This window comes from Streptomyces synnematoformans (genome assembly GCF_039531005.1).
Taxonomy (GTDB): domain Bacteria; phylum Actinomycetota; class Actinomycetes; order Streptomycetales; family Streptomycetaceae; genus Streptomyces; species Streptomyces synnematoformans.
The window spans coordinates 11,995-33,842 of the sequence record NZ_BAAAPF010000015.1 but is presented as its reverse complement, the minus strand read 5'-3'; the positions used below and the strand labels follow the sequence as shown (position 1 = coordinate 33,842).

General features: G+C 72.5%; 17 protein-coding genes and 1 pseudogene. 13 read left to right on the top strand and 5 right to left on the bottom strand.

The window, feature by feature from the left end:
• Positions 1–100 precede the first annotated feature (100 nt).
• Positions 101–964 carry a helix-turn-helix domain-containing protein gene (locus tag ABD317_RS05385; RefSeq protein WP_344288335.1) on the top strand — a complete coding sequence of 288 codons (864 nt, stop codon included), beginning with the start codon at positions 101–103 and terminating at the stop codon, positions 962–964.
• On the opposite strand, the gene ABD317_RS05380 is transcribed toward ABD317_RS05385, so the two are convergent.
• Entirely contained in the window at positions 871–2,004 is a 1,134-nt protein-coding gene (locus ABD317_RS05380) for a LysR family transcriptional regulator (RefSeq protein ID WP_344288333.1), read from the bottom strand. The genes ABD317_RS05385 and ABD317_RS05380 overlap by 94 nt on opposite strands.
• A gap of 84 nt (positions 2,005–2,088) precedes the next feature.
• Between ABD317_RS05380 and ABD317_RS05375 the strand changes: the two genes are divergently transcribed.
• The gene (locus ABD317_RS05375) at positions 2,089–3,399 is read left to right on the top strand and encodes an MFS transporter (protein ID WP_344288331.1); all 1,311 of its coding nucleotides are present in this window, start codon (positions 2,089–2,091) and stop codon (positions 3,397–3,399) included.
• 47 nt (positions 3,400–3,446) lie between these two features.
• Here ABD317_RS05375 and ABD317_RS05370 read toward each other — a convergent pair whose 3' ends face one another.
• Together ABD317_RS05370 and ABD317_RS05365 are read right to left on the bottom strand one after the other, a co-directional pair.
• Positions 3,447–3,908 carry an ATP-binding protein gene (locus tag ABD317_RS05370; protein ID WP_344288329.1) on the bottom strand — a complete coding sequence of 154 codons (462 nt, stop codon included), beginning with the start codon at positions 3,906–3,908 and terminating at the stop codon, positions 3,447–3,449.
• A gap of 149 nt (positions 3,909–4,057) precedes the next feature.
• Positions 4,058–4,288, bottom strand: coding sequence for a hypothetical protein (locus ABD317_RS05365; RefSeq protein ID WP_344288327.1), 231 nt, complete (start codon positions 4,286–4,288; stop codon positions 4,058–4,060).
• Here ABD317_RS05365 and ABD317_RS05360 point away from each other — a divergent pair.
• Positions 4,202–5,404, top strand: coding sequence for an NsdA family TPR-like regulatory protein (locus tag ABD317_RS05360; RefSeq protein ID WP_486389000.1), 1,203 nt, complete (start codon positions 4,202–4,204; stop codon positions 5,402–5,404). The genes ABD317_RS05365 and ABD317_RS05360 overlap by 87 nt on opposite strands.
• Position 5,405: 1 nt before the next feature.
• On the opposite strand, the gene cutA is transcribed toward ABD317_RS05360, so the two are convergent.
• The gene (cutA, locus tag ABD317_RS05355) at positions 5,406–5,747 is read right to left on the bottom strand and encodes a divalent-cation tolerance protein CutA (RefSeq protein WP_344288323.1); all 342 of its coding nucleotides are present in this window, start codon (positions 5,745–5,747) and stop codon (positions 5,406–5,408) included.
• 151 nt (positions 5,748–5,898) lie between these two features.
• Positions 5,899–6,099 (bottom strand): hypothetical protein, encoded by a 201-nt coding sequence (locus tag ABD317_RS05350; RefSeq protein WP_344288321.1) that lies wholly within the window; start codon positions 6,097–6,099, stop codon positions 5,899–5,901.
• A 102-nt stretch (positions 6,100–6,201) separates the two neighbouring features.
• Here ABD317_RS05350 and ABD317_RS05345 point away from each other — a divergent pair, with 102 nt between their 5' ends.
• From ABD317_RS05345 to ABD317_RS05300, 10 genes and pseudogenes are all read left to right on the top strand, one after another.
• Positions 6,202–7,515: an RNA-guided endonuclease InsQ/TnpB family protein gene (locus ABD317_RS05345; RefSeq protein ID WP_344288319.1), complete on the top strand. Its 1,314-nt coding sequence runs from the start codon at positions 6,202–6,204 to the stop codon at positions 7,513–7,515.
• Positions 7,488–7,652: pseudogene (locus ABD317_RS05340) on the top strand (BBE domain-containing protein); the annotation flags it as partial. The gene ABD317_RS05345 and the pseudogene ABD317_RS05340, both read left to right, overlap by 28 nt.
• A gap of 137 nt (positions 7,653–7,789) precedes the next feature.
• Entirely contained in the window at positions 7,790–9,061 is a 1,272-nt protein-coding gene (locus ABD317_RS05335) for a lactonase family protein (protein WP_344288318.1), read from the top strand.
• Between the two features lie 246 nt (positions 9,062–9,307).
• Entirely contained in the window at positions 9,308–10,612 is a 1,305-nt protein-coding gene (locus ABD317_RS05330; protein WP_344288317.1) for an ABC transporter substrate-binding protein, read from the top strand.
• Positions 10,609–11,610, top strand: a complete 1,002-nt coding sequence (locus tag ABD317_RS05325) for an ABC transporter permease subunit (protein WP_027754371.1) — start codon at positions 10,609–10,611, stop codon at positions 11,608–11,610. Before ABD317_RS05330 ends, ABD317_RS05325 begins: the two co-directional genes overlap by 4 nt.
• Positions 11,607–12,428 carry an ABC transporter permease subunit gene (locus ABD317_RS05320; RefSeq protein WP_027754372.1) on the top strand — a complete coding sequence of 274 codons (822 nt, stop codon included), beginning with the start codon at positions 11,607–11,609 and terminating at the stop codon, positions 12,426–12,428. Before ABD317_RS05325 ends, ABD317_RS05320 begins: the two co-directional genes overlap by 4 nt.
• A gap of 28 nt (positions 12,429–12,456) precedes the next feature.
• Positions 12,457–14,748, top strand: coding sequence for an alpha-xylosidase (gene yicI, locus ABD317_RS05315; protein ID WP_344288316.1), 2,292 nt, complete (start codon positions 12,457–12,459; stop codon positions 14,746–14,748).
• A gap of 52 nt (positions 14,749–14,800) precedes the next feature.
• Positions 14,801–15,808, top strand: coding sequence for a LacI family DNA-binding transcriptional regulator (locus tag ABD317_RS05310; RefSeq protein WP_344288315.1), 1,008 nt, complete (start codon positions 14,801–14,803; stop codon positions 15,806–15,808).
• A gap of 100 nt (positions 15,809–15,908) precedes the next feature.
• Positions 15,909–18,812 carry a glycoside hydrolase family 3 protein gene (locus ABD317_RS05305; protein WP_344288313.1) on the top strand — a complete coding sequence of 968 codons (2,904 nt, stop codon included), beginning with the start codon at positions 15,909–15,911 and terminating at the stop codon, positions 18,810–18,812.
• A gap of 79 nt (positions 18,813–18,891) precedes the next feature.
• Complete coding sequence (locus ABD317_RS05300) at positions 18,892–21,783, top strand: beta-galactosidase (RefSeq protein WP_344288311.1); 2,892 nt, start codon at positions 18,892–18,894, stop codon at positions 21,781–21,783.
• Positions 21,784–21,848: the final 65 nt, after the last annotated feature.

Genomic DNA, 21,848 nt, shown 5'->3' with positions numbered 1-21,848 from the left:
GCCCTCGCCGGGGCGCCCGAAGAGGCCCTGACCAGGCAGGTACTGCCGGGGCCACCCTGGCGCGGGCACGTGTGGCGCCCGGCGCTCCACACTGGAGGCCATGGACCGCAGCAAAGAGACCGCCGACTTCCTGCGCGGCCGGCGCGCCGCGCTCAGCCCGGAACGTGCCGGGCTGCCCGCCGACGGGCGGGTCCGCCGGGTCCCGGGCCTGCGCCGGGACGAGGTCGCGCGCCTTGCGGGCGTCAGCACCGAGTACTACACCCGCCTGGAACAGGGCCGGGGCGGCAACCCGTCCGCCGAGGTCGTCGAGGCCCTGGCCCGGGCGCTGCGGCTCGACGCGTCCGAGCGCGAGCACCTCGCCGACCTCCTGCTGCCCGCGCCGCACACGGCACGCCGCGCCCCCCAGCCGCCCCAGCGGGTCAGGACCGGCCTGTATCTGATGCTGGAGACGCTCGGCCACGTGCCGGCGTTCATCCTCGGCCGCCGCACCGACGTGCTGGCCGCCAACCACCTCGCCCGGGCCGTCCTCACCGACTTCGACGCCCTCCCGGCCACCCGGCGCAACCTCGCCCGCTACTACCTCCTGGACCCGGAGGCCCGCGAGCGCGTCGGTGACTGGGAGACGATCGCCGCCGAGACGGTGGCCATGCTGCGGCTGGAGGCCGGCCGCCACCCGCGCGACCGGCGCCTGGCCGATCTCGTCGGCGAACTCACCGTCGGCTGCCCGGAGTTCCCGGTCTGGTGGAACGACCACAAGGTGCTGCGCCGCACCCACGGCGCCAAGCACTACGTCCACCCGCTCGTGGGCGAACTCCACTTCGCGTACGAGTCGTTCCAGGTCCCCGGCGACGCCGAGCAGACCCTGTGCGTCTACAACGTGGAACCCGGCTCCGACACCGCGCGCTCACTCCCGCTGCTGGCCGGCTGGGCCACGTCAGAGCTGGCCGCCCCGCCCCCGGCCTGAGGGGCGGCGGCCTGAGCCGCGCCGGCTTGAGCGGCGCCGGCCTGTGCGGCCCCGGCCTGTGCGGCCCCGGCGCCGGTGGCGTGCAGGGCGCGGTCGGCTTCCGGGAGCCAGGCGGCCCGGGGGCGGTGCAGCCAGTCGTGTGCGCGGGCCAGCCGCAGGGCCGCCGCGCGCAGCGCGCCCAGGCCCGGGTGGGACAGGCCGCGGCGCCAGGCGAGGGAGACCGGGGACAGCGGCACCGGGTCGGTCAGGGGGCGCAGGGTCATGCCGGGGATGTCCGCGAACTCCGTCGTCGCCAGCACCGACCAGCCGTGCCGGTGCACCAGCCGGACGAACTCCGCCTCGCCGTCGATCTCCGGGAACGGCGCCGCGAGGCGGATGCCGCGGCCGGCGAACAGCTCCCGCGCCAGGTCCGTCCACTCCGCCGTCGCCGCGTTGCCGTCGGCCGCGTACAGCGTCTCGCCGGCCAGCGCCGCCAGCGGCACCGCCGCGCGGGCGGCCAGCGGGTGCGCCGACGGCAGCAGCACCGCCATCGGCTCCAGCCGGACCAGTTCGTGCCGCAGCCCCGCCCGCGTCCCCGGCGCCAGCCCCGCCACCCGGCCGAACGACACGTCCAGCCGCCCCGCGCCGATCTCCGCCGCCGCGCCGGTCAGCCCGCTGTGGAAGCGGGCCACCAGCTCCAGGTCCGGGGCCGCGGCGCGGGCGGCGTCCAGGACCCGCTGCCCGGTGCTGTAGCGGGCGCCGACGTCGACGAGCAGCGGCCGGGAACGCGGGTCGGCGGCGCCGGCCAGGTCGTCGTACGCGGCGAGCACCCGGCGGGCGTACGGCAGCAGCCGCTCGCCCTCCCCGGTCAGCCGCACCTGGCGCGTGGTGCGTACGAACAGCTCCGCGCCCAGCTCGCGTTCGAGCCGGCGGATGTCGCGGCTCAGCGCCTGCTGGGCGACGTAGAGGCGGCCCGCGGCGCGGGTGAAGTGCAGGGTCTCGGCGACGGCCGCGAAGGCACGCAGCAGCCGCGGCTCGACGTCCCTCGGTGCGGTGGCCATCCGGCCATTTGACAACGTACGCGCGTGAATGGCCAGCGATCAGGTGTTGGACCGCCGCGACCACGCCCGGCCAGCCTGTTCCCCATGCCCCGCCCGCTCACCGCCGCGCTCGACCCCTACCGCCGGCTCTTCGCCGTCCCCGGCGCCCGCGCCTTCACCGCGGGCAACCTCGTCGCCCGGCTGCCCATGGGCATGTTCTCCGTCAGCGCCGTCATCATGATCGCCGAGCGCTACGGCTCGTACGCTCTCGCCGGCGCCGTCCCCGCCGCCGGGCTCGCGGCCACCGCCGTCGTCGGCCCGCTCACCGCCCGCCTCGTCGACCGGCGCGGCCAGGCCCGGATCGCCGTCCCCGCGGCGGCGATCGCCGCGCTCGGCTCGCTGACGCTGGCGCTCTGCGTCCACGTGCGCGCCCCGGCGTGGACGCTCTTCACCGCCTACGTCCTCACCGCCACCACCCCCAACACCGGCGGCATGTCCCGCGCCCGCTGGGCCTACGCCTTCCGCGGCCCCGGCGCGGACAACGCCGCCGCCCTGCACACCGCCAACTCCTTCGAGCAGGCCGCCGACGAGCTGTGCTTCATGACCGGCCCCGTCCTCGCCGCCCTGCTCTGCACCGGCGCCTTCCCCGAGGCCGGCACGGTCACCGGCGCGGTGCTGCTGACCGGCGGCATCCTGCTGTTCGCCGCGCAGCGCGCCACCGAGCCCCCGCCCCGGCCGCCCGCGCCGGGCGAGCGGACGCGGTCGCCGCTGCGGCACCGCGGGTTTCCGTCGCTGCTGGCGGCGTTCTGCTGCGCGGGGGCGGTGTTCGGGTCGATGGAGGTGGTCACGATCGCGTACGCGGACCGCCTCGGGCGGCCGGGCGCGGCGGGCGGCATTCTCGCGCTGCTGGCCGCCGGTTCGTGCCTGGCGGGCCTCGCCTACGGCACGCGGCGCCCCGCGGATGCCGCGGGGCCCGGGGAGCCCGGGGAGCCCGGGGAGCCCGGGGAGCCTGCGGGGCCCGGGGAGACCAGAGAGCCCGCGGAGACCGCGCAGGCCGCCCGCTTCCTCCGCTGTGTCGCCGCCATGGCCGCCCTCATGCTGCTCCCCCTCCTCGCCGCCGCCACCGGCCGCCTCACGCTCCTCGCCCCCGCCCTCCTCCTCGCCGGCATGGCCACCGCGCCGACGATGATCACCGGCATGTCCCTCGTCCAGGCCCACACCCCCGCCGGCCGCCTCAACGAGGGCATGACCCTCGCCGTCACCGCCCTCCTCGCCGGCATCGCCGCCGGCTCCGCCACCGGCGGCTGGACCGCAGAAAACTGGACCGCCAACACCCCCGCCACCGCCTACACCGTCCCCCTCGCCGCAGCCGCGGCGGCGGCCCTCGCCGCCACGGCGCAACGCCGCGCGGCGTGAGCCGTCCGGTCGAGACGCTTCAGGGACGTCCTGCCATGGCACGACCATCAGCCCGTGCCGCACGCCGCATCGCCCCCGCCCTCCCCGGGCTCCCCCCGCACGCGCTCCGGGTCGATCACCACGGCCCACACGATCTTGCCGATCGCACGTTCCGCCACCCCCCACCGGTCAGCGAACTCCTCGACCAGGAGCAGCCCGAAGCCACCGCTGCCATCCGGCGCACGCGGCACCGGCCGCACGTCGGAGGCGTCATGCACCTCGATACGCACCCCACCGTCCAGCCGCACGAACCGCGTCAGGACCTCCCGTCCCCGCACCCGCGCATGCACCACCGCGTTCGTCACCAACTCCGAGACCACCAGCACAGCCCGTTCCTCGACCCCGGCCAGCCCCCACCCCGCCACCGCCTTACGCACCTGCGACCGCGCCAACGCCACACACCGCGGATGCCGCCGCCACTGCCACGCCATCACCGCGTGTTCTTCCGTATCCCGCTGCTGAAGCCGCATGACCGACAGGATCGGAGAAGAGATGCCGATCTCGATTCCCAGCGATAGGGATACCCATGATGGGTACACTCCGGGCACGGATCAGCTGACGGTCCCGTAGCGACAGATGGCGGGGAATCCGCATGTCAGACCACATGTCGCCGGCAGCTTTACCTGCGCACGTCCTCAACCGCGCCGATGTGCGGGCCGCGCTGCGGTGCCATGAATTCGGCAAGGTGTTCAAGCTGGCTCGGTAATGGGGCGGAATCAGCTTCGTAAAGATCGCCGATGCCTGCGACATCAAGCCCGAACGGGTGGGGAAGCTGGCCCGAGGCGAGGGCGCAATCACCACCTACGAGAAGATCACGCGCATCGCGGACGCACTGGCCGTTCCCGGTCACCTCGTCGGCTTGGCGCCACGCCCATGGGAACAGGCGCAACCGGACGGGGCACCGAGCGGCCAAGGAAGTCGCCCGCTGCTTCTGTCTGAGCGTTCAAGGGCCTCGGGTGCCCTCAGGGCTGGCAGAGCGGCAACAGCCGATCAAGGAGGAGACGACGTGCAACGCAGGAGGTTCCTCGCGGCTACGGGACTCGCAGGAGTCGGCGGGATGCTCCCCGAGAACGGGGCGGGGTCCCGTCTCGGGCAGCGTGACGTCGAGCACCTGCGGTTACGTTCCTCCCGGCTCCGCCGCTTGGACGACGTTCTCGGCGGGGCGGACACACGCCACGTCTACCGCGCCGAGCTGGACGGCACGGTGCACCTGATGCGTCGCGCCAGTTACTCGGAGGCAACCGGAAGGCAGTTGCTCGCCGTTGTCGCCGAACAGGCGCAGCAGGCGGGTTGGGCCGCATTCGATGCCGGAGACCAGCGGGAGGCATCCGCCCTCTACCGGCGAGCGCACGAGGCCGCCAGAGAGGCGAAGGACACGGCCCTTGAGGGCAACGCCCTTGCCTTCCTCGCGTACCAGCAGGTCAGCAGCGCAGCGTCGGGAGTGGCCACCGCAGTCGCAGCGTGCCATGCCGCGGGGCCCGATGTGCCGCCCACCGTCCGAAGCCTGCTGTACGAACGCCGCGCCTGGGCTCACGCGCGGGCCGGGGAAGCGACAGAGACGGAGCGTGCGCTTGCCCGAGCAGAGGAGGCCCTGAGCGACAGCGCCGACGAGCCGGGGCCGGACTGGGCATCGTGGGTCGACGGGCGTGAGTTGCAGATCATGAAGGGCCGCTGCTGGACGGAGTTGCGCCGCCCGCTGCGTGCCGTCCCCGCGCTTGAGGCCGCGCTTGCCGATTTCGATGACGCGCATGCCCGGGACAAGGCGCTCTACCTCTCCTGGCTCGCTCACGCCTGTCTGGACGCCGGGGAAGTCGAGCAGTCCGCGAAAGTGATCGGCAGGGCCCTCGATCTCTCGGGCGGAGTCGGCTCCGTCCGCCCCCGGCAGCGCGCCCGCACTTTCCTGACCCGCTTGCACCCTCACCGGTCGTGTGAGGCGGTCGCCGAGGTGTTGCGCCGAGCCGCATGACTCAGGCCGGTTCGCCGCCGAGTTCCTCCGCCACGGTCCGACGTACCCAGTCCAGATAGCCCCGCGCGCCGTCCGTGATCGGGACGGCCGTGATCTCCGGGTTGTGCCACGGATGGTGCTCCAGCAGGTGCGTTTCCAGCTCCCCGTAGCGGTCCGCGGTGGTCTTGAAGATCACCTGCCATTCCTCGCCCTCACCGAACTCCCCCAGGTGCCAGAACAACGAGACCACAGGGCCAACCACCTGCACCCCGGCCGCCAACCGCGCCTGCGTCGCGCTCCGGCCGAGCGCCACGGCCGCCTCCCGGGTTTCGGTCGCCGTGTAGACCTGTACGAACTTGCTCATGCCCTGAGGCTAGCGACTCGTTGTGAGGTGTCGACGCGGTGTTCGGTGCGGGGTCCGGCTGTTCCGAACCGCGCTCCGGGCCGGTCAGCCTCCGGAATTTGCGCTGCCCATTTTCCTCTGCGCCGACGGGAGTTACTTCATCGACAATGTCTCACGCCGGAAAGTGCTTCTCTCCAGCGCGGCCGTGGGCGGGTGCCGCCGCGACCATCACGCCTGCCGACGCCCGGTATCCCGACTTCGCCTCCGGCAGCAACGGCCGCTGGCGCGCCGATCCCGAGGCGATCCGGGTGGCGACGACCACCGAGCAGGTGGTGGCCGCCGTGGCGTTGGCCGTGCGCGGCGGAAAGCGCATCTTCGTGCGCAGCGGCGGCCACTGCTACATCACGAAAGCACAGTGCCGACCAGTTCTGATCTCCTGTATTTCCGCCAGACTCGAGTATGTATCGTGCCGGGTATGCAACTTCGGTACAGCTTCCGCCTGTACCCGGACACCGGCCAACGTATCGCGCTGGCGAGGGCGTTCGGGTGCGCCCGCGTCGTGTTCAACGACGCCGTGCGTGCCCGCGAGGAGGCCCGCAGGGCCGGTGCGCCGTTCCCGAAAGCCGCCGAGCTATCGAAGAAGCTGATCACCCAGGCCAAGCAGACCGCGGACCGCTCCTGGATGGGTGAGGTGTCCTCAGTCGTCCTCCAGCAGTCCCTGCGGGACGTCGAGAGTGCCTACAAGAACTTCTTCGCTTCCCTCAAGGGCACCCGCAAGGGCTCGAAACTGGGGCCGCCCCGCTTCAAGTCCCGCAAGGATGCCCGGCAGTCGATCCGCTTCACCGCGAACGCCCGCTGGAGCATCACCGGCGCCGGGCAGCTGAACCTCCCCAAGATCGGGGCGGTGAAGGTCACGTGGTCGCGCGCCCTGCCCACCACACCTACCTCGGTCACCGTCATCAAGGACAGCGCGGGCAGGTTCTTCGCCTCGTTCGTCATCAATACCGACCCCGCCGCCGATGCCGCCCGCATGCCGGAGACCGACCGGAGTATCGGTATCGACCTCGGACTCACCCACTTCGCGATCCTGTCCACCGGCGAGAAGATCGGCTCTCCCCGGTTTCTGCGCCGCGCGGAGAAGAAACTCAAGAAGGAACAGAGGAACCTGTCCCGCAAGCAGAAGGGAAGCAAGAACCGTGCCAAGGCCCGCCTCAAGGTCGCCCGCGCGCACGCGAAGGTGACCGACGCCCGCCACGAGTTCCACCACCAACTCTCCACCCGCCTGATCCGCGAGAACCAAGCGATCGGCGTGGAAGACTTGGCGGTCAAGGCCCTGGCGCGCACCACGATGGCCAAGTCCGTCCACGACGCGGGCTGGTCGAAATTCGTCGGCATGCTCCAGTACAAAGCGGAAAGATACGGCCGCGCCCTCATCAAGATCGGCCGGTTCGAAGCGACCTCCCAGACCTGCTCGGCCTGCGGACACCGGGACGGGCCCAAGCCTCTCGGCGTCCGGGAATGGACCTGCCCCAACTGCCGCACCGTCCACGACCGCGACATCAACGCCGCCATCAACGTGAAGAAGGCCGCCGGACTCGGCGGTGACAGCCTGCGGAGCGTAGGTAAGACCGGGACACCACGTCCGGCGCCACGTGCAGAAACAGGAAGCCAAGGACTCCCGAATCGACGACTGTGCCGCGTAGCAGCACGGAAACGACCGGGAAGGCCAGAATCCCCGCCCTTCAGCGCGGGGATGCAAGTCAAGTCAACTACCCGGACATCGACCTGAGCGACCCGCGGTGGAACACCTCCGGCACCCCCTGGCACGACCTGTACTACAAGGCCGGCTACGCGCGGTTGCAGCAGGTCAAGCGCATGTACGACCCGGGTGACGTCTTCCGCCACGCCCAGTCGGTCCGGCTGCCCGAGGCGGGCTTGCGGCGCGGCGCCCCGCGGTCTCCGGACGCGCCCGTGAACTCCGGGCCGCGGGGCGCCGTATCCATCTCCGGCTCCACCGGCGGCCGCCACCGCCGCCGTCCCCCCGCCACGAGAGGAGCACGGCCTTGAACGGATCCGCCCCGTCCCCGTCCCCCGGCCCCGAGCACCCCGCAGGCCCCGACGCCCCCGACGCCCCCGCCGGCCCGAGCCGGCGCCAGATGCTGCCGGTCTTCGGCGCCGCGGCGCTGGCCGTCGTCGTCCCCGCGCTGGGCGGCGCCGCCGCGCCCGCGTCGGCCGCGGCACCCGCCGCCGCGGTGGACCGCGGCCCCCGCGCCGTGTACGTCGGCGGCTACGCCGGCGGCCCCGGCGCCCCCGCCGGGCCCGCGGTGTTCCGCATGGCCGGCGCCGGGCGCCTCACCCCGGTCCAGGAGGTGCCCGGCGTCCCCAACCCGTCGTGGCTCGCGGTGCATCCGCGGCTGCCCGTGCTGTACGCCGTCTGCGAGGTGAGCACCTGGAACGGGCAGCAGGGCGGCGGCGTCGTCTCGTACGCCGTCGACACTGCCACCGGCGAGCTGACCCGCACCGGCGACCAGCCCGTGCCGGGGGTCCCCGCGCACGGCGCGCTCGACGAGCGCGGCGAGCACCTGGTCGTCGCCAACTACGGCGGCGGCACCTTCGCCGTCGTCCCGCTGCGCGCGGACGGCACGCCGGCCCCCGTGTCGGACACCGTCACCGCCACCGGCACGGGCCCCGACCCGCAGCGCCAGGCCGGCCCGCACCCGCACCAGGTCGTCTTCGACCCGGCGTACGGGTACGTCTTCGGCGCCGACCTGGGCACCGACCGGGTCTGGGCCTGGCGGCTGGACGCGGCGGCCGGGAAGCTGGCGCCGAACCCGCTGCCGTTCCTGCAGGTCGCCTCCGGCTCCGGCGCCCGCCACCTGGCGTTCCACCCGACGGGCCGGTTCGTGTACGTGGTGAACGAGCTGACGTCGTCGGTGACGGCGTTCTCGTACGACGCCGGCCGCGGCACATTCAGCTGGCTGCAGACCGTCAGCACGCTCCCCCGCGGCTTCACGGGCGAGAGCTACTGCGCGGAGGTCGCGGTGCACCCGGACGGCGGGACGGTGTACGTGTCCAACCGCGGGCACGACAGCATCGCCCGGTTCGCCGTGGCCGCCGACGGCCGGCTCGACCTGCGCGAGACCACCCCGACCGGCGGCGCGTGGCCGCGGCACTTCGCCCTCGCCCCGGGCGGCGACGTGCTGCTGGTGGCGAACCAGAACAGCGACGACGTGGTGGCGTTCCGCGTCGGCCGTTCCGGCGCGCTGCGCCGCACCGGCGCCACGGCCGCCGCGCCGAGCCCGGCGTGCGTGGCCTTCGGGAGCGTACTGCCGTAGCCGGCACCCGCACGAGCACGAGCGGGAGCGGGAGCGACAAGCTGACCGACAGGCACGACCACAGCACACACGGCAACGGGACGGGTGCCCACCGGGCACCCGTCCCTCTTGTCCGGCACCCTTTCCCGAAACCTTTTGTCAACACCATTGACATACCACCGGGCTCTCTCTACGTTCCTCCGTCGAAACGCTTCGACATTTCTCATCGAAACGATTCGACGAGGACGAACTCTCCCGGAGGCAGTGATGTTGAAGGCACGGAGAAGGGCGCGCCTGCTGGCTGCCGCCCTGGCGGGAGCCCTGTCGCTGAGCACGCTGGCCGCGTGCGGCGACTCCGACGACGGCGGCTCGGGCGACGGAAAGACCCTCCGGCTCTGGCACTACGAGGGCCCCGACAGCGCCATGGGCAAAGCCTGGGCCGAGGCCATCAAGGAGTTCGAGGACAGCCACCCGGGGGTGAAGGTCGAGTTCGAGGAGAAGGGCTTCGAGCAGATCCAGAAGACCGCTCCCCAGGTCCTCAACTCCGACCAGGCGCCCGACCTCATGGAGTACAACAAGGGCAACGCCACCACCGGCCAGCTCTCCCGCCAGGGCCTGCTGACCGACCTCACCGAGGAGGCGGAGAAGCGCGGCTGGGCCGACGCCGTGCCGCCCACGGTGGCCACCACCAGCCGCTACGACGAGAGCGGCGTCATGGGCGACGGCGCCTGGTACGGCATACCCAACTACGCCGAGTACACGATGGTCTACTACAACAAGGACCTCTTCGCGGAGCACGGCGTCGAGGTCCCGACCACGTTCGCGGAGCTGGAGGAGGCGCTCGCGACGTTCGCGGACGCCGGGATCACGCCGTTCGCCAACGCCGGCGCCGAGTACATGGCGCAGCAGTACCTCTACCAGCTGGCCCTCAGCCAGGCCGACAAGGCGTGGGTCGACTCCTTCCAGATGGGGGGCGAGACCGACTTCTCCGACGCCGCCTGGACCTACGCCGCCGAGACCTTCGCCGACTGGGTCGACAAGGGCTACATCGCCGAGAACTCCTCGGGCACCAAGGCCGAGGACGCCGGGGTCTCCTTCATCCAGGGCAAGCACCCGATGCTGTTCTCCGGCAGCTGGTGGTTCGGCCGCTTCCAGGCGGAGGTGCAGAAGTTCGACTGGGACACCTTCCTGTGGCCGGGGAGCGACCTGACGCTCGGCTCCGGCGGCAACCTGTGGGTGGTCCCGGAGGGCGCCGACAACAAGGAGCTGGCGTACGACTTCATCGACATCACGATGAAGAAGGGCATCCAGAACATCCTCGGCGACAACGGCGGCGTCCCGGTCGCGGCCGACCCCGCCGCGATCAGCGACCCGCAGTCGCAGGCCCTGATCAAGGACTACACGACGCTCGCCGACGGCGACGGCCTCGCCTACTACCCGGACTGGCCGGCGAACGGCTTCTACGACTCGATGACCTCCGAGACGCAGAAGCTCATCACCGGCAGCGCCGAGCCGGGCGACGTGCTGAAGTCGCTGCAGTCCGAGTACGACGAGAACGTGCTGCAGGAATGAGCGCCCCGGTCACAGGGGCCGCCAAGGACGCGGCCCGCGCCGCCGGCGGGAGCGGAGCCCCCTCCCGCCGGCGGTGGCGCAAGAGCCGGGCCGGCCGGCCGCGCCCGACGTCCACCGAGGGCTCGTACGCGCTCTACCTGCTGCCCGGCGCGCTGGCGTTCCTCGTCGTCATCATCGTGCCGTTCGTGATGAACACCGGGATCAGCTTCACCGAGTGGAGCGGCGTCGGCACGCCGGAGTTCACCGGTCTTGAGAACTACGACCGGCTCGTCGGCGACGAGGACTTCTGGGAGTCGTTCCGGCACAGCCTGGCGATGGTCGCGGCGATGGCGCTGGTGCCGACGGCGGTCGGCCTGGTGCTGGCGTCGGCGCTGTTCGACTTCGTCGGCCGGCACGCCGGCAGCCGGTGGGTGGCGGTGCTGCGCGCCTGCTTCTACCTGCCGCAGGTGCTGCCGATCGCGGTCGCCGGCATCGTGTGGAGCTGGATCCTGGCGCCGGAGAGCGGCTCGCTGAACGAGCTGCTGGGCGCCGTGGGGCTGGACGCGCTGCAGCAGGACTGGCTGGGCGATCCGGACCTGGCGCTGTACAGCGTGATGGCCGTGATGGTGTGGGTGCAGATCGGCTTCCCGCTGGTGATCTTCATGTCCGGGCTGCAGCGCGTCGACCCGGCGCTGCACGAGGCGGCGGAGCTGGACGGCGCGGGCTGGTGGCGGCGGTTCTGGCACGTGACGCTGCCGCAGCTGCGGCCGGAGATCGCGGTGGTGCTGCTGTGGTGCACGATCGCGGCGCTGAAGGTCTTCGGCATGGTGTACGTCCTCACCGGCGGCGGGCCGGGCGGGGCGACGAACGTGCCGTCGTACTTCGCGTACCAGAACTTCTTCGAGAACTTCCAGGCCGGCTACGGCGCCGCGATCTCCACCGTCCTCACGGCGCTGATCCTGGTGCTGGCGGTCGTCGCCCTGAAGATGCAGACGCGGGCGGAGGACGAGAACGGATGACCGCGGTCAGGAAGTACCCCGTGCTCGCGGCCCTGGTGCTGGGCGCGGCGTTCATGGTGCTGCCGTTCGTCGTGGTGCTGATGAACGCGGTGAAGTCGCCGGAGGAGTACTCCAGCGACGGGCCGCTGAGCATGCCGGACGGCGTGTACCTCGACGGGCTCACGGACTTCTGGGAGCGCGTCGACTTCGGGCAGAAGCTGTGGAACTCGGTGCTGATCTCGGGTTCGGTGGCGCTGCTCGCCGTGGTGCTGTCGGTGCTCAGCGCGTACGCCATCGGCATCGGGCGGATCCGCGGGCGGCCGTACGTGCTGGCGTTCTTCGTGCTGGCGAACATGCTGCCGCAGGAGTCGCTGGTCTACCCGATCTACTACCTGTCGAAGGAGGCCGGCCTCTACGACACCCGGCTGAGCGTGGTGATCGTCTTCACCGTGGTGCAGTCCGCCTTCGGCACGTACCTGCTGTCCTCGGTGCTCGGCGGCTTCCCGCGCGAGGTGATCGAGGCGGCGCGGATCGACGGCGCGACCAAGTGGCAGGTGCTGTGGCGGGTCGTGGTGCCCGTCAGCCGGCCCACGATCGGCGTGCTGATGGTGCTGTTCTTCATCTGGACGTGGAACGAGTTCCTGCTGCCGCTGGTCATGCTCGTCTCGGACGACAACCAGACCGTGTCCGTCGCCCTCGGCGTGCTGCAGGGCCAGCGGGACATGGACGCCACGATGACCAACGCCGCCGCGCTGCTGGGCGTGCTGCCGGCGATCGCGTTCTTCCTCATCTTCCAGCGGACCCTGACCCGCGGCATCGCCGTGGGTGCGGTCAAGTGACCTCCGCCCTGACCCCGAAAGGCAACGCATGAAGTTCACCGACGGCTACTGGATGCTGCGTGCGGGCGTCCGCGCCGCGTACCCCGTCGAGGTGCTCGACGTCACCGCCGAGGACGGCACGCTGGACGTCCACGCACCCACACAGCCCATCCGGCACCGCGGCGATCTGCTGAAGGGCCCGGTCATGACGGTCTCGTGCCACTCCCCCATGCCCGACGTGATCGGGGTGACGCTCACCCACTTCGACGGCGGCACCGACCCCGGGCCCCGCTTCCAGCTCGCGGACTCCGGGTCGCACGCGCACGTGTCGTACGACGACGAGCACGCCCTGCTCACCGCCGGCAGCCTCGCCCTGCGGGTGGCCCGCGGCGGCCCGTTCCAGCTGGACTTCCGCACCGCCGACGGGCTGAAGCCGCTGACGTCGTCCGGGCCCAGGGGCATGGGGATCATGGAGACCGACACCGGCGACGGCGGCAAGCCCCGGCACTACCTGCGCGAGCAGCTCGGGCTCACCGTCGGCACCCACGTGTACGGGCTCGGCGAGCGCTTCGGGCCGCTGGTGAAGAACGGCCAGGTCGTCGACATCTGGAACGCCGACGGCGGCACCGCCACCGAGCAGGCGTACAAGAACGTGCCGTTCTACCTCACCGACGCGGGCTACGGCGTCTTCGTCGACCACCCCGGGCGGGTGTCGCTGGAGGTGGGCTCGGAGGCGGTGTCGCGGGTGCAGTTCAGCGTCGAGGGGCAGGAGCTGACGTACTACGTCATCCACGGGCCGACGCCGAAGGAGATCCTGCGCAAGTACACGGCGCTGACCGGCCGCCCGGCGCTGCCGCCGGCCTGGTCGTACGGGCTGTGGCTGTCGACGTCGTTCACGACCTCGTACGACGAGGAGACCGTCACCTCCTTCATCGACGGGATGGCCGAGCGCGACCTGCCGCTGTCGGTCTTCCACTTCGACTGCTTCTGGATGCGCGAGTTCCACTGGTGCGACTTCGAGTGGGACCCGCGGGTCTTCCCCGACCCGGCGGGCATGCTGCGGCGGCTGAAGGAGCGCGGCCTGAAGATCTGCGTGTGGATCAACCCGTACATCGCGCAGCGCTCCCCGCTCTTCGCCGAGGGCCGCGAGGCCGGCTACCTGCTGCGCAAGCCGGACGGCGGGGTGTGGCAGTGGGACCTGTGGCAGCCGGGGATGGCGCTGGTGGACTTCACCAACCCGGACGCGCGCGCCTGGTACGCGGGCAAGCTGGCGGCGCTGCTCGACATGGGCGTGGACTGCTTCAAGACCGACTTCGGCGAGCGGGTGCCCACGGACGTCGTGTACTTCGACGGCTCCGACCCGGAGCGGATGCACAACTACTACACGTACCTGTACAACGAGACGGTCTTCGACGTGCTGAAGAAGCACCGCGGCGAGGGCGAGGCGGTGGTCTTCGCCCGCTCGGCGACGGCCGGCAGCCAGCAGTTCCCGGTGCACTGGGGCGGCGACTGCGAGTCGACGTACGAGGCGATGGCCGAGTCGCTGCGCGGCGGCCTGTCGCTGGGGATGTCGGGCTTCGGCTACTGGAGCCACGACATCGGCGGCTTCGAGGGCACGCCGTCGCCCGCGCTGTTCAAGCGGTGGATCGCCTTCGGGCTGCTGTCGTCGCACAGCAGGCTGCACGGCTCGTCGTCGTACCGGGTGCCGTGGCTGTTCGACGAGGAGGCCGTCGACGTGCTGCGGGTGTTCACCAAGCTGAAGCTGCGGCTGATGCCGTATCTGGACGCGGTGGCGCGCGAGGCGCACGAGCAGGGCGTGCCGATGATGCGGCCGATGGCGCTGGAGTTCCCGGACGACCGGGCGTGCACCCATCTGGAGCGGCAGTACATGCTCGGCCCGGACCTGCTGGTGGCGCCGGTGTTCAACGACGAGGGGGAGGTGTCGTACTACGTCCCCGAGGGCACGTGGACGCATCTGCTGAGCGGCGCCGAGGTACAGGGGCCGCGGTGGGTGCGCGAGCAGCACGGGTTCGACAGCGCGCCGGTGCTGGTGCGGCCGGGCGCGGTCCTGCCGGTGGGCGCGGTCGACGACCGGCCGGACTACGACTACGCGGACGGGGTGACGCTGCGCGCGTACGGGCTGCGGCCCGGGCAGCGCGTGGACGTGCCGGTCGGGGGGACGGTGTTCTCCGTCGTCTGCGAGGGCGACACGGTACGGGCCTCCGCGGGCGGCGCCGCGCCCGAGCCCGGTGCCGGGAAGCCGTGGGCGCTGGAGGTGGTCGGCGGCCCCACCGTACGAGCGGAAGCGGGCCGCGGGGTCGTCGTGGCGGAGCTGGGCTAGGGTCCGGCTGTCCGGCATGTCGAACGGCGGGCCGGTCGGGAAGGGGGAGTCGATGGTCAAGATCACCGATGTGGCCCGGCACGCCGGGGTGTCGCCGAGCACCGTCTCGTACGCCCTCAGCGGCAAGCGCCCGATATCCGAGGACACCCGGCAGCGCATCGAGGCCAGCATCCGCGAGCTGGGCTACCGCCCGCACGCCGGCGCCCGGGCGCTGGCCAGCAGCCGGTCCAACGTGCTGGCGCTGGTGATCCCGTTCCGCACCGGGATCCACGTGCCGGTCGTCATGCAGTTCGCGGTGTCGGTGGTGACCAGCGCCCGGCAGCACGACCACGACGTGCTGCTGCTCACCCAGGAGGAGGGCGAGGAGGGGCTGCGGCGGGTGGCCGACACGGCGCTCGTCGACGCCCTCATCGTCATGGACGTGCAGCTGCGCGACGCCCGGCTGCCGCTGCTGCGCACCCTGGACCGGCCCTCGGTGCTCATCGGCTTCCCCGCCGAGGCGGCCGGGCTGACCTGCATCGACCTCGACTTCGCGGCGGCCGGCGGCGCGTGCGTGACGCATCTGGCGGAGCTGGGCCACCGGTGCGTGGCCCTCGTCGGCTCGCCGCCGGCCGTCTACCTGCGCCAGACGGGCTTCGCGCAGCGCGTCACGCAGGGCTTCACCGCGGCGGCCGACGAGCGCGGGCTGACGTCGACCGTGCACCCCTGCGAGGCCACCCCGGCGGCGGCGCAGGCGATGGCGGAGCGGCTGCTGCGCGAACACCCGGAGCTGACCGGGGTCGTGGTGCACAACGAGCCGGTGGTGCAGCCGCTGATCGAGGCGTTCCGGCGGCTCGGGCTGCGGGTGCCGGAGGACCTGTCGGTGGTGGCGATCTGCCCGGACGAGCTGGCGGAGCAGGCGCCGACGCCGATCTCGTCGGTCGCCGTGCCGTCCGCGGAGGTCGGCACGCGGGCGGTGGAGCTGCTGATGCGCAAGCTGGACCGGCTGGACGTGCCCGAGGCGACGCTGCTGCCGCCGCGGCTCACCAGGCGGGCGACGACGGCACCCCGCGGCGGCTGAGACCGCCCCCGGGGGGCCGAGCACGAACGGAACGGAGCAACTCATCGCGTAGTCGAATCGTAGTCGAAGCGATTCGACAAGATCATAAGGAGTCGCGCACGTGAAACGAAGAACAGTTCTCGCCGCACCCTTGGCCGTCCCCTTCGCCTCGGCCCTCGTCGGCGCGGCGGCGGGACCGGCCACCGCCGCGCCGGCCGCCGGCACCAGGGCCGCCACGGGCAAAGTCGTCCGCGAGCTGCTGGCCAAGCTCACCCTGGACGAGAAGATATCCCTGCTCCACCAGTGGCAGCCGGCCATCCCCCGGCTGCGGATGAAGGCGTTCCGCACCGGCACCGAGGCGCTCCACGGCCTCGCCTGGCTCGGACCCGCCACGGTCTTCCCGCAGGCCATCGGCCTCGCCTCCACCTGGGACCCCGACCTGATCCGCAAGGTCGGCGACGCCGTCGGCGACGAGGTGCGCGGCCTGCAGCAGGAGCGCCCGGCGGGCTGGGGCCTGAACGTGTGGGCACCGGTGGTGAACCTGCTGCGCGACCCGCGCTGGGGCCGCAACGAGGAGGGCTACTCCGAGGACCCGTACCTGACCGGCGTCGTCTCCACGGCCTACGCGGGCGGGCTCACCGGCGGCGACCCCGACAATCTCAAGACGGCACCGCTCGTCAAGCACTACCTGGCCAACAACAACGAGGTGCGGCGCGACCAGACCTCCTCGGACCTGCGCCCGCGGGTGCTCAAGGAGTTCGAGGAGCCGGCCTACCGGGCGGCGATCTCCGCCGACGCCGCGTGCGGCGTGATGACCGCGTACAACCTGGTCAACGGCCGCCCCTGCACGGTCACCGACCTCAACGACTCGGTACGCACCTGGACCGACCGCACCCTGCTCAACGTCACCGACGCCTGGGCGCCCAACAACCTCACGGCCACCGGCTCGCAGAAGTACTACGGCACCCTCGCCGAGGCCGACGCCGCCATCCTCAAGGCCGGTCTCGACAGCTTCACCACCGACGGCGAAAACAGCGAGCCGACAATCACGGCCGTCACGGAGGCGTTGGCGCAGGGCCTGCTCACCGAGCGGGACATCGACACCGCCGTACGGCACATCCTCGACATCCGCGCCCGCCTCGGCGACTTCGACGAGGACGGCGGCCCGTACGGACACCTCGACAAGTCCGTCATCGACAGCCCCGCCCACCGCAGGCTGGCCCGCCGCACCGCCGCCGAGGCGGTCGTGCTGCTGAAGAACGACGGCGCACTGCCGCTCGACGCCGGGGCGCTGCGCAAGGTCGCCGTCGTGGGCCCGCTGGCCGACACCCTCTACACCGACTGGTACTCGGGCGAACTGCCCTACGCCATCACCCCGCTGAAGGGCATCACCGACCGCCTCGGCGCCGGCGCCGAGGTGGCCACGAGCGAGGGCGTCGACCGGATCGCGCTGAAGAACGCCGCGACCGGCCGCTACGTCACCGCCGGCACCGGCGACGCGGGCGCGGCGCTGGCGGAGGACGCCGCGGCGGCCGGCGAGACCGAGCAGTTCGACCTCTTCGGCTGGGGCGAGGGCGTCGTCACGCTGCGGGCCGTCGCCAACGGCAAGGTCGTCGGCCTGCGCGACGGCCAGTTCTACAACGACCAGGACCAGCCCAACGGCTGGTTCGTCTCCCAGCTGTTCCGGCCGGAGGAGCAGGACGACGGCACGGTGGTGCTGCGGTACGCGGGCTACGAGGACTGGTTCGGCGATGCCGTCTACGTCCGCGCGCGCGAGGACGGCGCGCTCGTCCTCGGCACCGTGGCCGAAGCCTCCCGCTACACGCTGGAGACGCTGCGCGACGGTGTCGAGGAGGCCGTGGCCGCGGCGCGGGCCGCGGACACCGCGGTCGTCGTGGTCGGCTCGATGCCGTTCATCAACGCCCGCGAGACCGACGACCGGGAGGACATGGGCCTGGGCGCAAGCCAGTCGGCGCTGGTGCGGGCGGTGCGGGCGGCCAACCCGAAGACCGTCGTGGTGGTGGAGAACAGCTACCCCACCACGCTGACCTGGGAGCAGGAGCACGTCCCCGCCCTGGTGTGGACGACGCACGCGGGCCAGGAGACCGGCCGCGCGCTCGCGGACGTGCTGTTCGGCGACGTGAACCCGGCGGGCCGGCTCACCCAGACCTGGTACCGCTCCACGGACGACCTGCCGTCGATCCTGGAGTACGACAACATCAAGTACGAGCGCACGTACCAGTACTTCACCGGCGACGTGCTCTACCCCTTCGGCCACGGCCTGTCGTACACCACGTTCCGCTACGGCCGCCCGCGGCTGCGGCGCGGCGGTGTGGCGGTGTCGATCACCAACACCGGCCGGCGGGCGGGCGCGGAGGTCGTGCAGCTGTACACGCGGCAGCGCAGCTCGCGGGTGAAGCAGCCGCTGAAGAAGCTGCAGGGCTTCAGGAAGGTGTGGCTCAAGCCGGGCGAGACGCGGACGGTGACGCTGCCGCTGACCCGCCGGGCGCTGGCGCACTGGGACGTGACCCGGGATCGCTGGGTGGTGGAGCGCAGCACGTACGACGTGCTGGTCGGCGCCTCGTCCGGGGACATCCGGGGCCGGACGGAGCTGGACGTCCACGGCGAGACGGTGCCGCCGCGGAACCTGCGCCGGCCGACGCGGGCGGAGAACTTCGACGACTACGCGGGCGTGCGGCTGGTCGACGAGGCGAAGCCGCGGGGCACGGCCGTGGGCGCGGAGTCGGAGGGTGCGTGGCTGCTGTTCGCCGACGCGGAACTCCTGCGCCGCGGGGCACGGCGGCTGACCGCCCGGGTGGCGAAGGAATCGCCGGGCGCGGGCACGGTGGAGGTGCGCCTGGGCGCCCCGGACGGCCGCCTGGCGGGCACCGTCCAGGTCGAGAGCACCGGTTCGCGGTACGCGTACACGGAGGTCACGGCGGCGCTGAAGGGCGCCTGGCGCCGGCAGGACGTGTACCTGGTCCTGTCCGAGGGCCTGCGCCTGGCCGACTTCTCACTGCGCTGACCCGCTACGGCCCCGGGCTCGCGGGCACCTGACGCCCGCGAGCCCGGGGCACTCCGCCCTTCGCACGGAAGGAAGCGTCATGCACCCACACGCCACCCGCCGCCGCGCGCGGCCGCGCCGCCTGCTCGCGACGTTACTCGCGCTCGCCGCGGCGGCCTGCCTCGGGCTGGCGCCCGGCGGCCCGTCGCCGGACGCCGCGCCGGCGCCCGCCGCCCGCGCCGACACCGGCACCGGCACCGGACCCGGCGCCGGCCCCGGACACACCGTCTCCTACGACCGCTACTCGCTGCTCATCGACGGCGAGCGGACCCTCCTCCAGGGCGCCGAGTTCCACTACTTCCGGCTGCCGTCGCCGGACACCTGGCGGGACGTGCTGGAGAAGTACAAGGCCGCCGGGTTCAACACCGTGTCCCTGTACTTCCACTGGGGCTACCACTCCCCCAAGCGCGGCGTCTACGACTTCACCGGCGTCCGCGACGTCGACCGGCTGCTCGACGTCGTCGAGGACGTCGGGCTGTACGCCGTCGTCCGCCCCGGGCCGTACATCAACGCCGAGACCAGCGGCGGCGGGCTGCCCGCCTGGCTGAAGAACGTCGAGGGGCGGGCCCGCTCTTCGGACGCCGGGTACACTGCCGCGTACCGGGAGTGGCTGACCGAGATCAACCGGATCATCGTGCCGCACCAGCTCACCCGCGGCGGCCCGGTCGTCCTCTACAACGTCGAGAACGAGTACGCGCAGAACACCGACGCGCAGTACATGCAGGACCTCCAGGACCTCGCGCACGCGCAGGGTGTCGACGTGCCCATCACCCACAACCAGTGCTGCCAGGCGTCCTGGACGCCGACCTGGGCGGAGGGCTTGGGCGCCGTCGACATCCCCGGCCTGGACGACTACCCGCAGTCCTTCGAGTGCCAGGACGCGGACACCGTCTGGGGCCCGTGGAGCGACGGCATCACCCGGCGGCTGAAGGACGACGCGCCGGTGTACGCCGCCGAGTACCAGGGCGGGGCGATCGACCTCAACAACGCCGGCTACGAGGCGTGCCGGCAGCTGACCGGCCCCGCGTACATGAAGTACTTCTACAAATCCAACCTGATCAAGAGCGGCGCCACCCTCTTCAGTTACTACATGGGCTTCGGCGGCACCAACTGGGGCTATCTGGCGCAGCCGAACGACGTCTACACCTCGTACGACTACGGGGCGATGATCACCGAGGACCGGCAGCTGACGGGGAAGTACGACGAGTTCAAGCTCCAGTCGCACTTCCTGCGGGCGGCGTCCGGGCACCTGACCGAGACGGACGCGGCGGCGCCCGCGGAGGTTCCCGCCCCGGACAACCCGGCGCTGGAGACCGCGAGCCGCGTCAACCCCCGTACCGGCGCCCGCTTCACCCTGCTGCGCCACGCCGACCCGCCCGCGACCACCGACGACTCCGCCGTCCTCGACTACGGCGACGGGCGGAGGCTGCCGGTGCGCGTCGACGGCCGGGACGCCAAGGTGCTGCTCTCCGACTACCCCTTCGGCGGGCAGCGGCTGGCGCTCTCCAGCTCCGAGCTGATGACGCACACGCGGACGGGCGGCCGGGACGTCGCGCTGCTGTACGGGCGCGCGGGCGAGGCCGGACGGACGGTGCTGGAGTACGGCTCGCGGCCGAAGGCCGAGGTCCTCGCCGGTGACGCGGACGTCTCGTACGCCCGCGGGCGGGGAGAGCTGACGCTCGACTACGTGCACGAGGGCCTGACCCGGGTGCGGATCACCGGCGGCGGCCGGCCGCCGCTGCTGCTCCTGCTCGGCACCGACGCCACCGCGGCGGAGTTCTGGCAGAGCGCGGACGGCGTCCTGGTGCGCGGCACGGACCTGCTGCGGGACGCCCGCGTACGCGGCCGCACCGCGCGGCTGCGCGCGGACACCGGGGAGCCCGGCCGCGTGGAGGTGTTCACCGACGCCCGCCGGATGACGGTGAACGGCGCGCCGGTGCGCGCCCGGCGCACCGCGAGCGGCTCGCTGACCGCGTTCCTGCCGGGGCCGCGGCCCGTGCGACTGCCGGAGCTGTCGGAGCCGGCGAGGTGGCGGCAGGCGGCCGGCGCGCCGGAGGTGGCCCCCCGCTTCGACGACTCCGGGTGGAAGGACGCGGACTCGACGCTGCACGCCGACGACCACGGCTTCCACCACGGCAGCCTGTGGTACCGCGGCCGGTTCACCGCCACCGGGGACGAGACCGAGCTGAAGCTGAACGCGATCACCGGCCGGCGCGGGATCTACCAGGTGTGGGCCGACGGCCGCTACCTCGGCTCGGCGCAGGGCGGCGTCCAGGCGGACTCCGACCCGCCGGTCAACGAGGACCCCGGCCCCGGCACGTTCACGCTGCCGGACGCCGCCCCGGGCGAGGAGGTGGTCGTCTCCGTGCTCGTGCAGAACATGGGCCACAACGACGACTGGATCGCCGACGACACCCGCTTCAAGCAGCCACGCGGCCTGGTGCGGGCCGAGCTGCCCGGCTCGGGCGCGGACATCTCCTGGAAGATCCAGGGCGCCCGCGGCGGCGAGGACCTAGCCGACCGGAAGCGCGGTCCGCTCAACACCGGCGGTCTGTACGGCGAGCGGCACGGCTGGCACCTGCCGCGGCCGCCCGCGTCCGGCGACTGGCGCCGGGCCGGTCCGGACGTCGCGGCCGGCACCGTCTCCTGGTACCGGACGTCGTTCCGCCCGGGCCTGCCCCGGGGCCAGGACACCGCCCTCGCCCTGCGGTTCGGCGAGCCGCCCGCCGGGCACCGGCTGCTGATGTACCTCAACGGCTGGAACGTCGGTCAGTACGGCGCGGGGGTGGGCCCGCAGCGGGACTTCACCCTCCCGGCGGGGCTGCTCCGCGCCGACGGGCGCAACACCCTGGCGCTCGCCGTGGTCGCCGAGGACGACTCGGTAGTGCGGCTGCCGTCGCTGGTGGTGAAGGGCAACCACCGCACGGGCTGAGCGCGGTGGTGTCCGGGGCGGGCGGGAGGACGGCCGCCCGCCGCGGACGATCTGCACGGGGCCGG

What these genes read in the sequence shown, in the direction of transcription:
- ABD317_RS05325 (WP_027754371.1), top strand. Translation starts at nt 10,609, where the DNA reads ATGAGCGCCCCGGTCACAGGGGCCGCCAAGGACGCGGCCCGCGCCGCC.
- ABD317_RS05300 (WP_344288311.1), top strand. Translation starts at nt 18,892, where the DNA reads ATGCACCCACACGCCACCCGCCGCCGCGCGCGGCCGCGCCGCCTGCTC.
- ABD317_RS05320 (WP_027754372.1), top strand. Translation starts at nt 11,607, where the DNA reads ATGACCGCGGTCAGGAAGTACCCCGTGCTCGCGGCCCTGGTGCTGGGC.
- ABD317_RS05370 (WP_344288329.1), bottom strand. Translation starts at nt 3,908, where the DNA reads ATGCGGCTTCAGCAGCGGGATACGGAAGAACACGCGGTGATGGCGTGG.
- cutA (WP_344288323.1), bottom strand. Translation starts at nt 5,747, where the DNA reads ATGAGCAAGTTCGTACAGGTCTACACGGCGACCGAAACCCGGGAGGCG.
- ABD317_RS05330 (WP_344288317.1), top strand. Translation starts at nt 9,308, where the DNA reads ATGTTGAAGGCACGGAGAAGGGCGCGCCTGCTGGCTGCCGCCCTGGCG.
- ABD317_RS05350 (WP_344288321.1), bottom strand. Translation starts at nt 6,099, where the DNA reads ATGCGCTTTCCGCCGCGCACGGCCAACGCCACGGCGGCCACCACCTGC.
- ABD317_RS05310 (WP_344288315.1), top strand. Translation starts at nt 14,801, where the DNA reads ATGGTCAAGATCACCGATGTGGCCCGGCACGCCGGGGTGTCGCCGAGC.
- ABD317_RS05345 (WP_344288319.1), top strand. Translation starts at nt 6,202, where the DNA reads ATGCAACTTCGGTACAGCTTCCGCCTGTACCCGGACACCGGCCAACGT.
- ABD317_RS05375 (WP_344288331.1), top strand. Translation starts at nt 2,089, where the DNA reads ATGCCCCGCCCGCTCACCGCCGCGCTCGACCCCTACCGCCGGCTCTTC.
- ABD317_RS05385 (WP_344288335.1), top strand. Translation starts at nt 101, where the DNA reads ATGGACCGCAGCAAAGAGACCGCCGACTTCCTGCGCGGCCGGCGCGCC.
- yicI (WP_344288316.1), top strand. Translation starts at nt 12,457, where the DNA reads ATGAAGTTCACCGACGGCTACTGGATGCTGCGTGCGGGCGTCCGCGCC.
- ABD317_RS05380 (WP_344288333.1), bottom strand. Translation starts at nt 2,004, where the DNA reads ATGGCCACCGCACCGAGGGACGTCGAGCCGCGGCTGCTGCGTGCCTTC.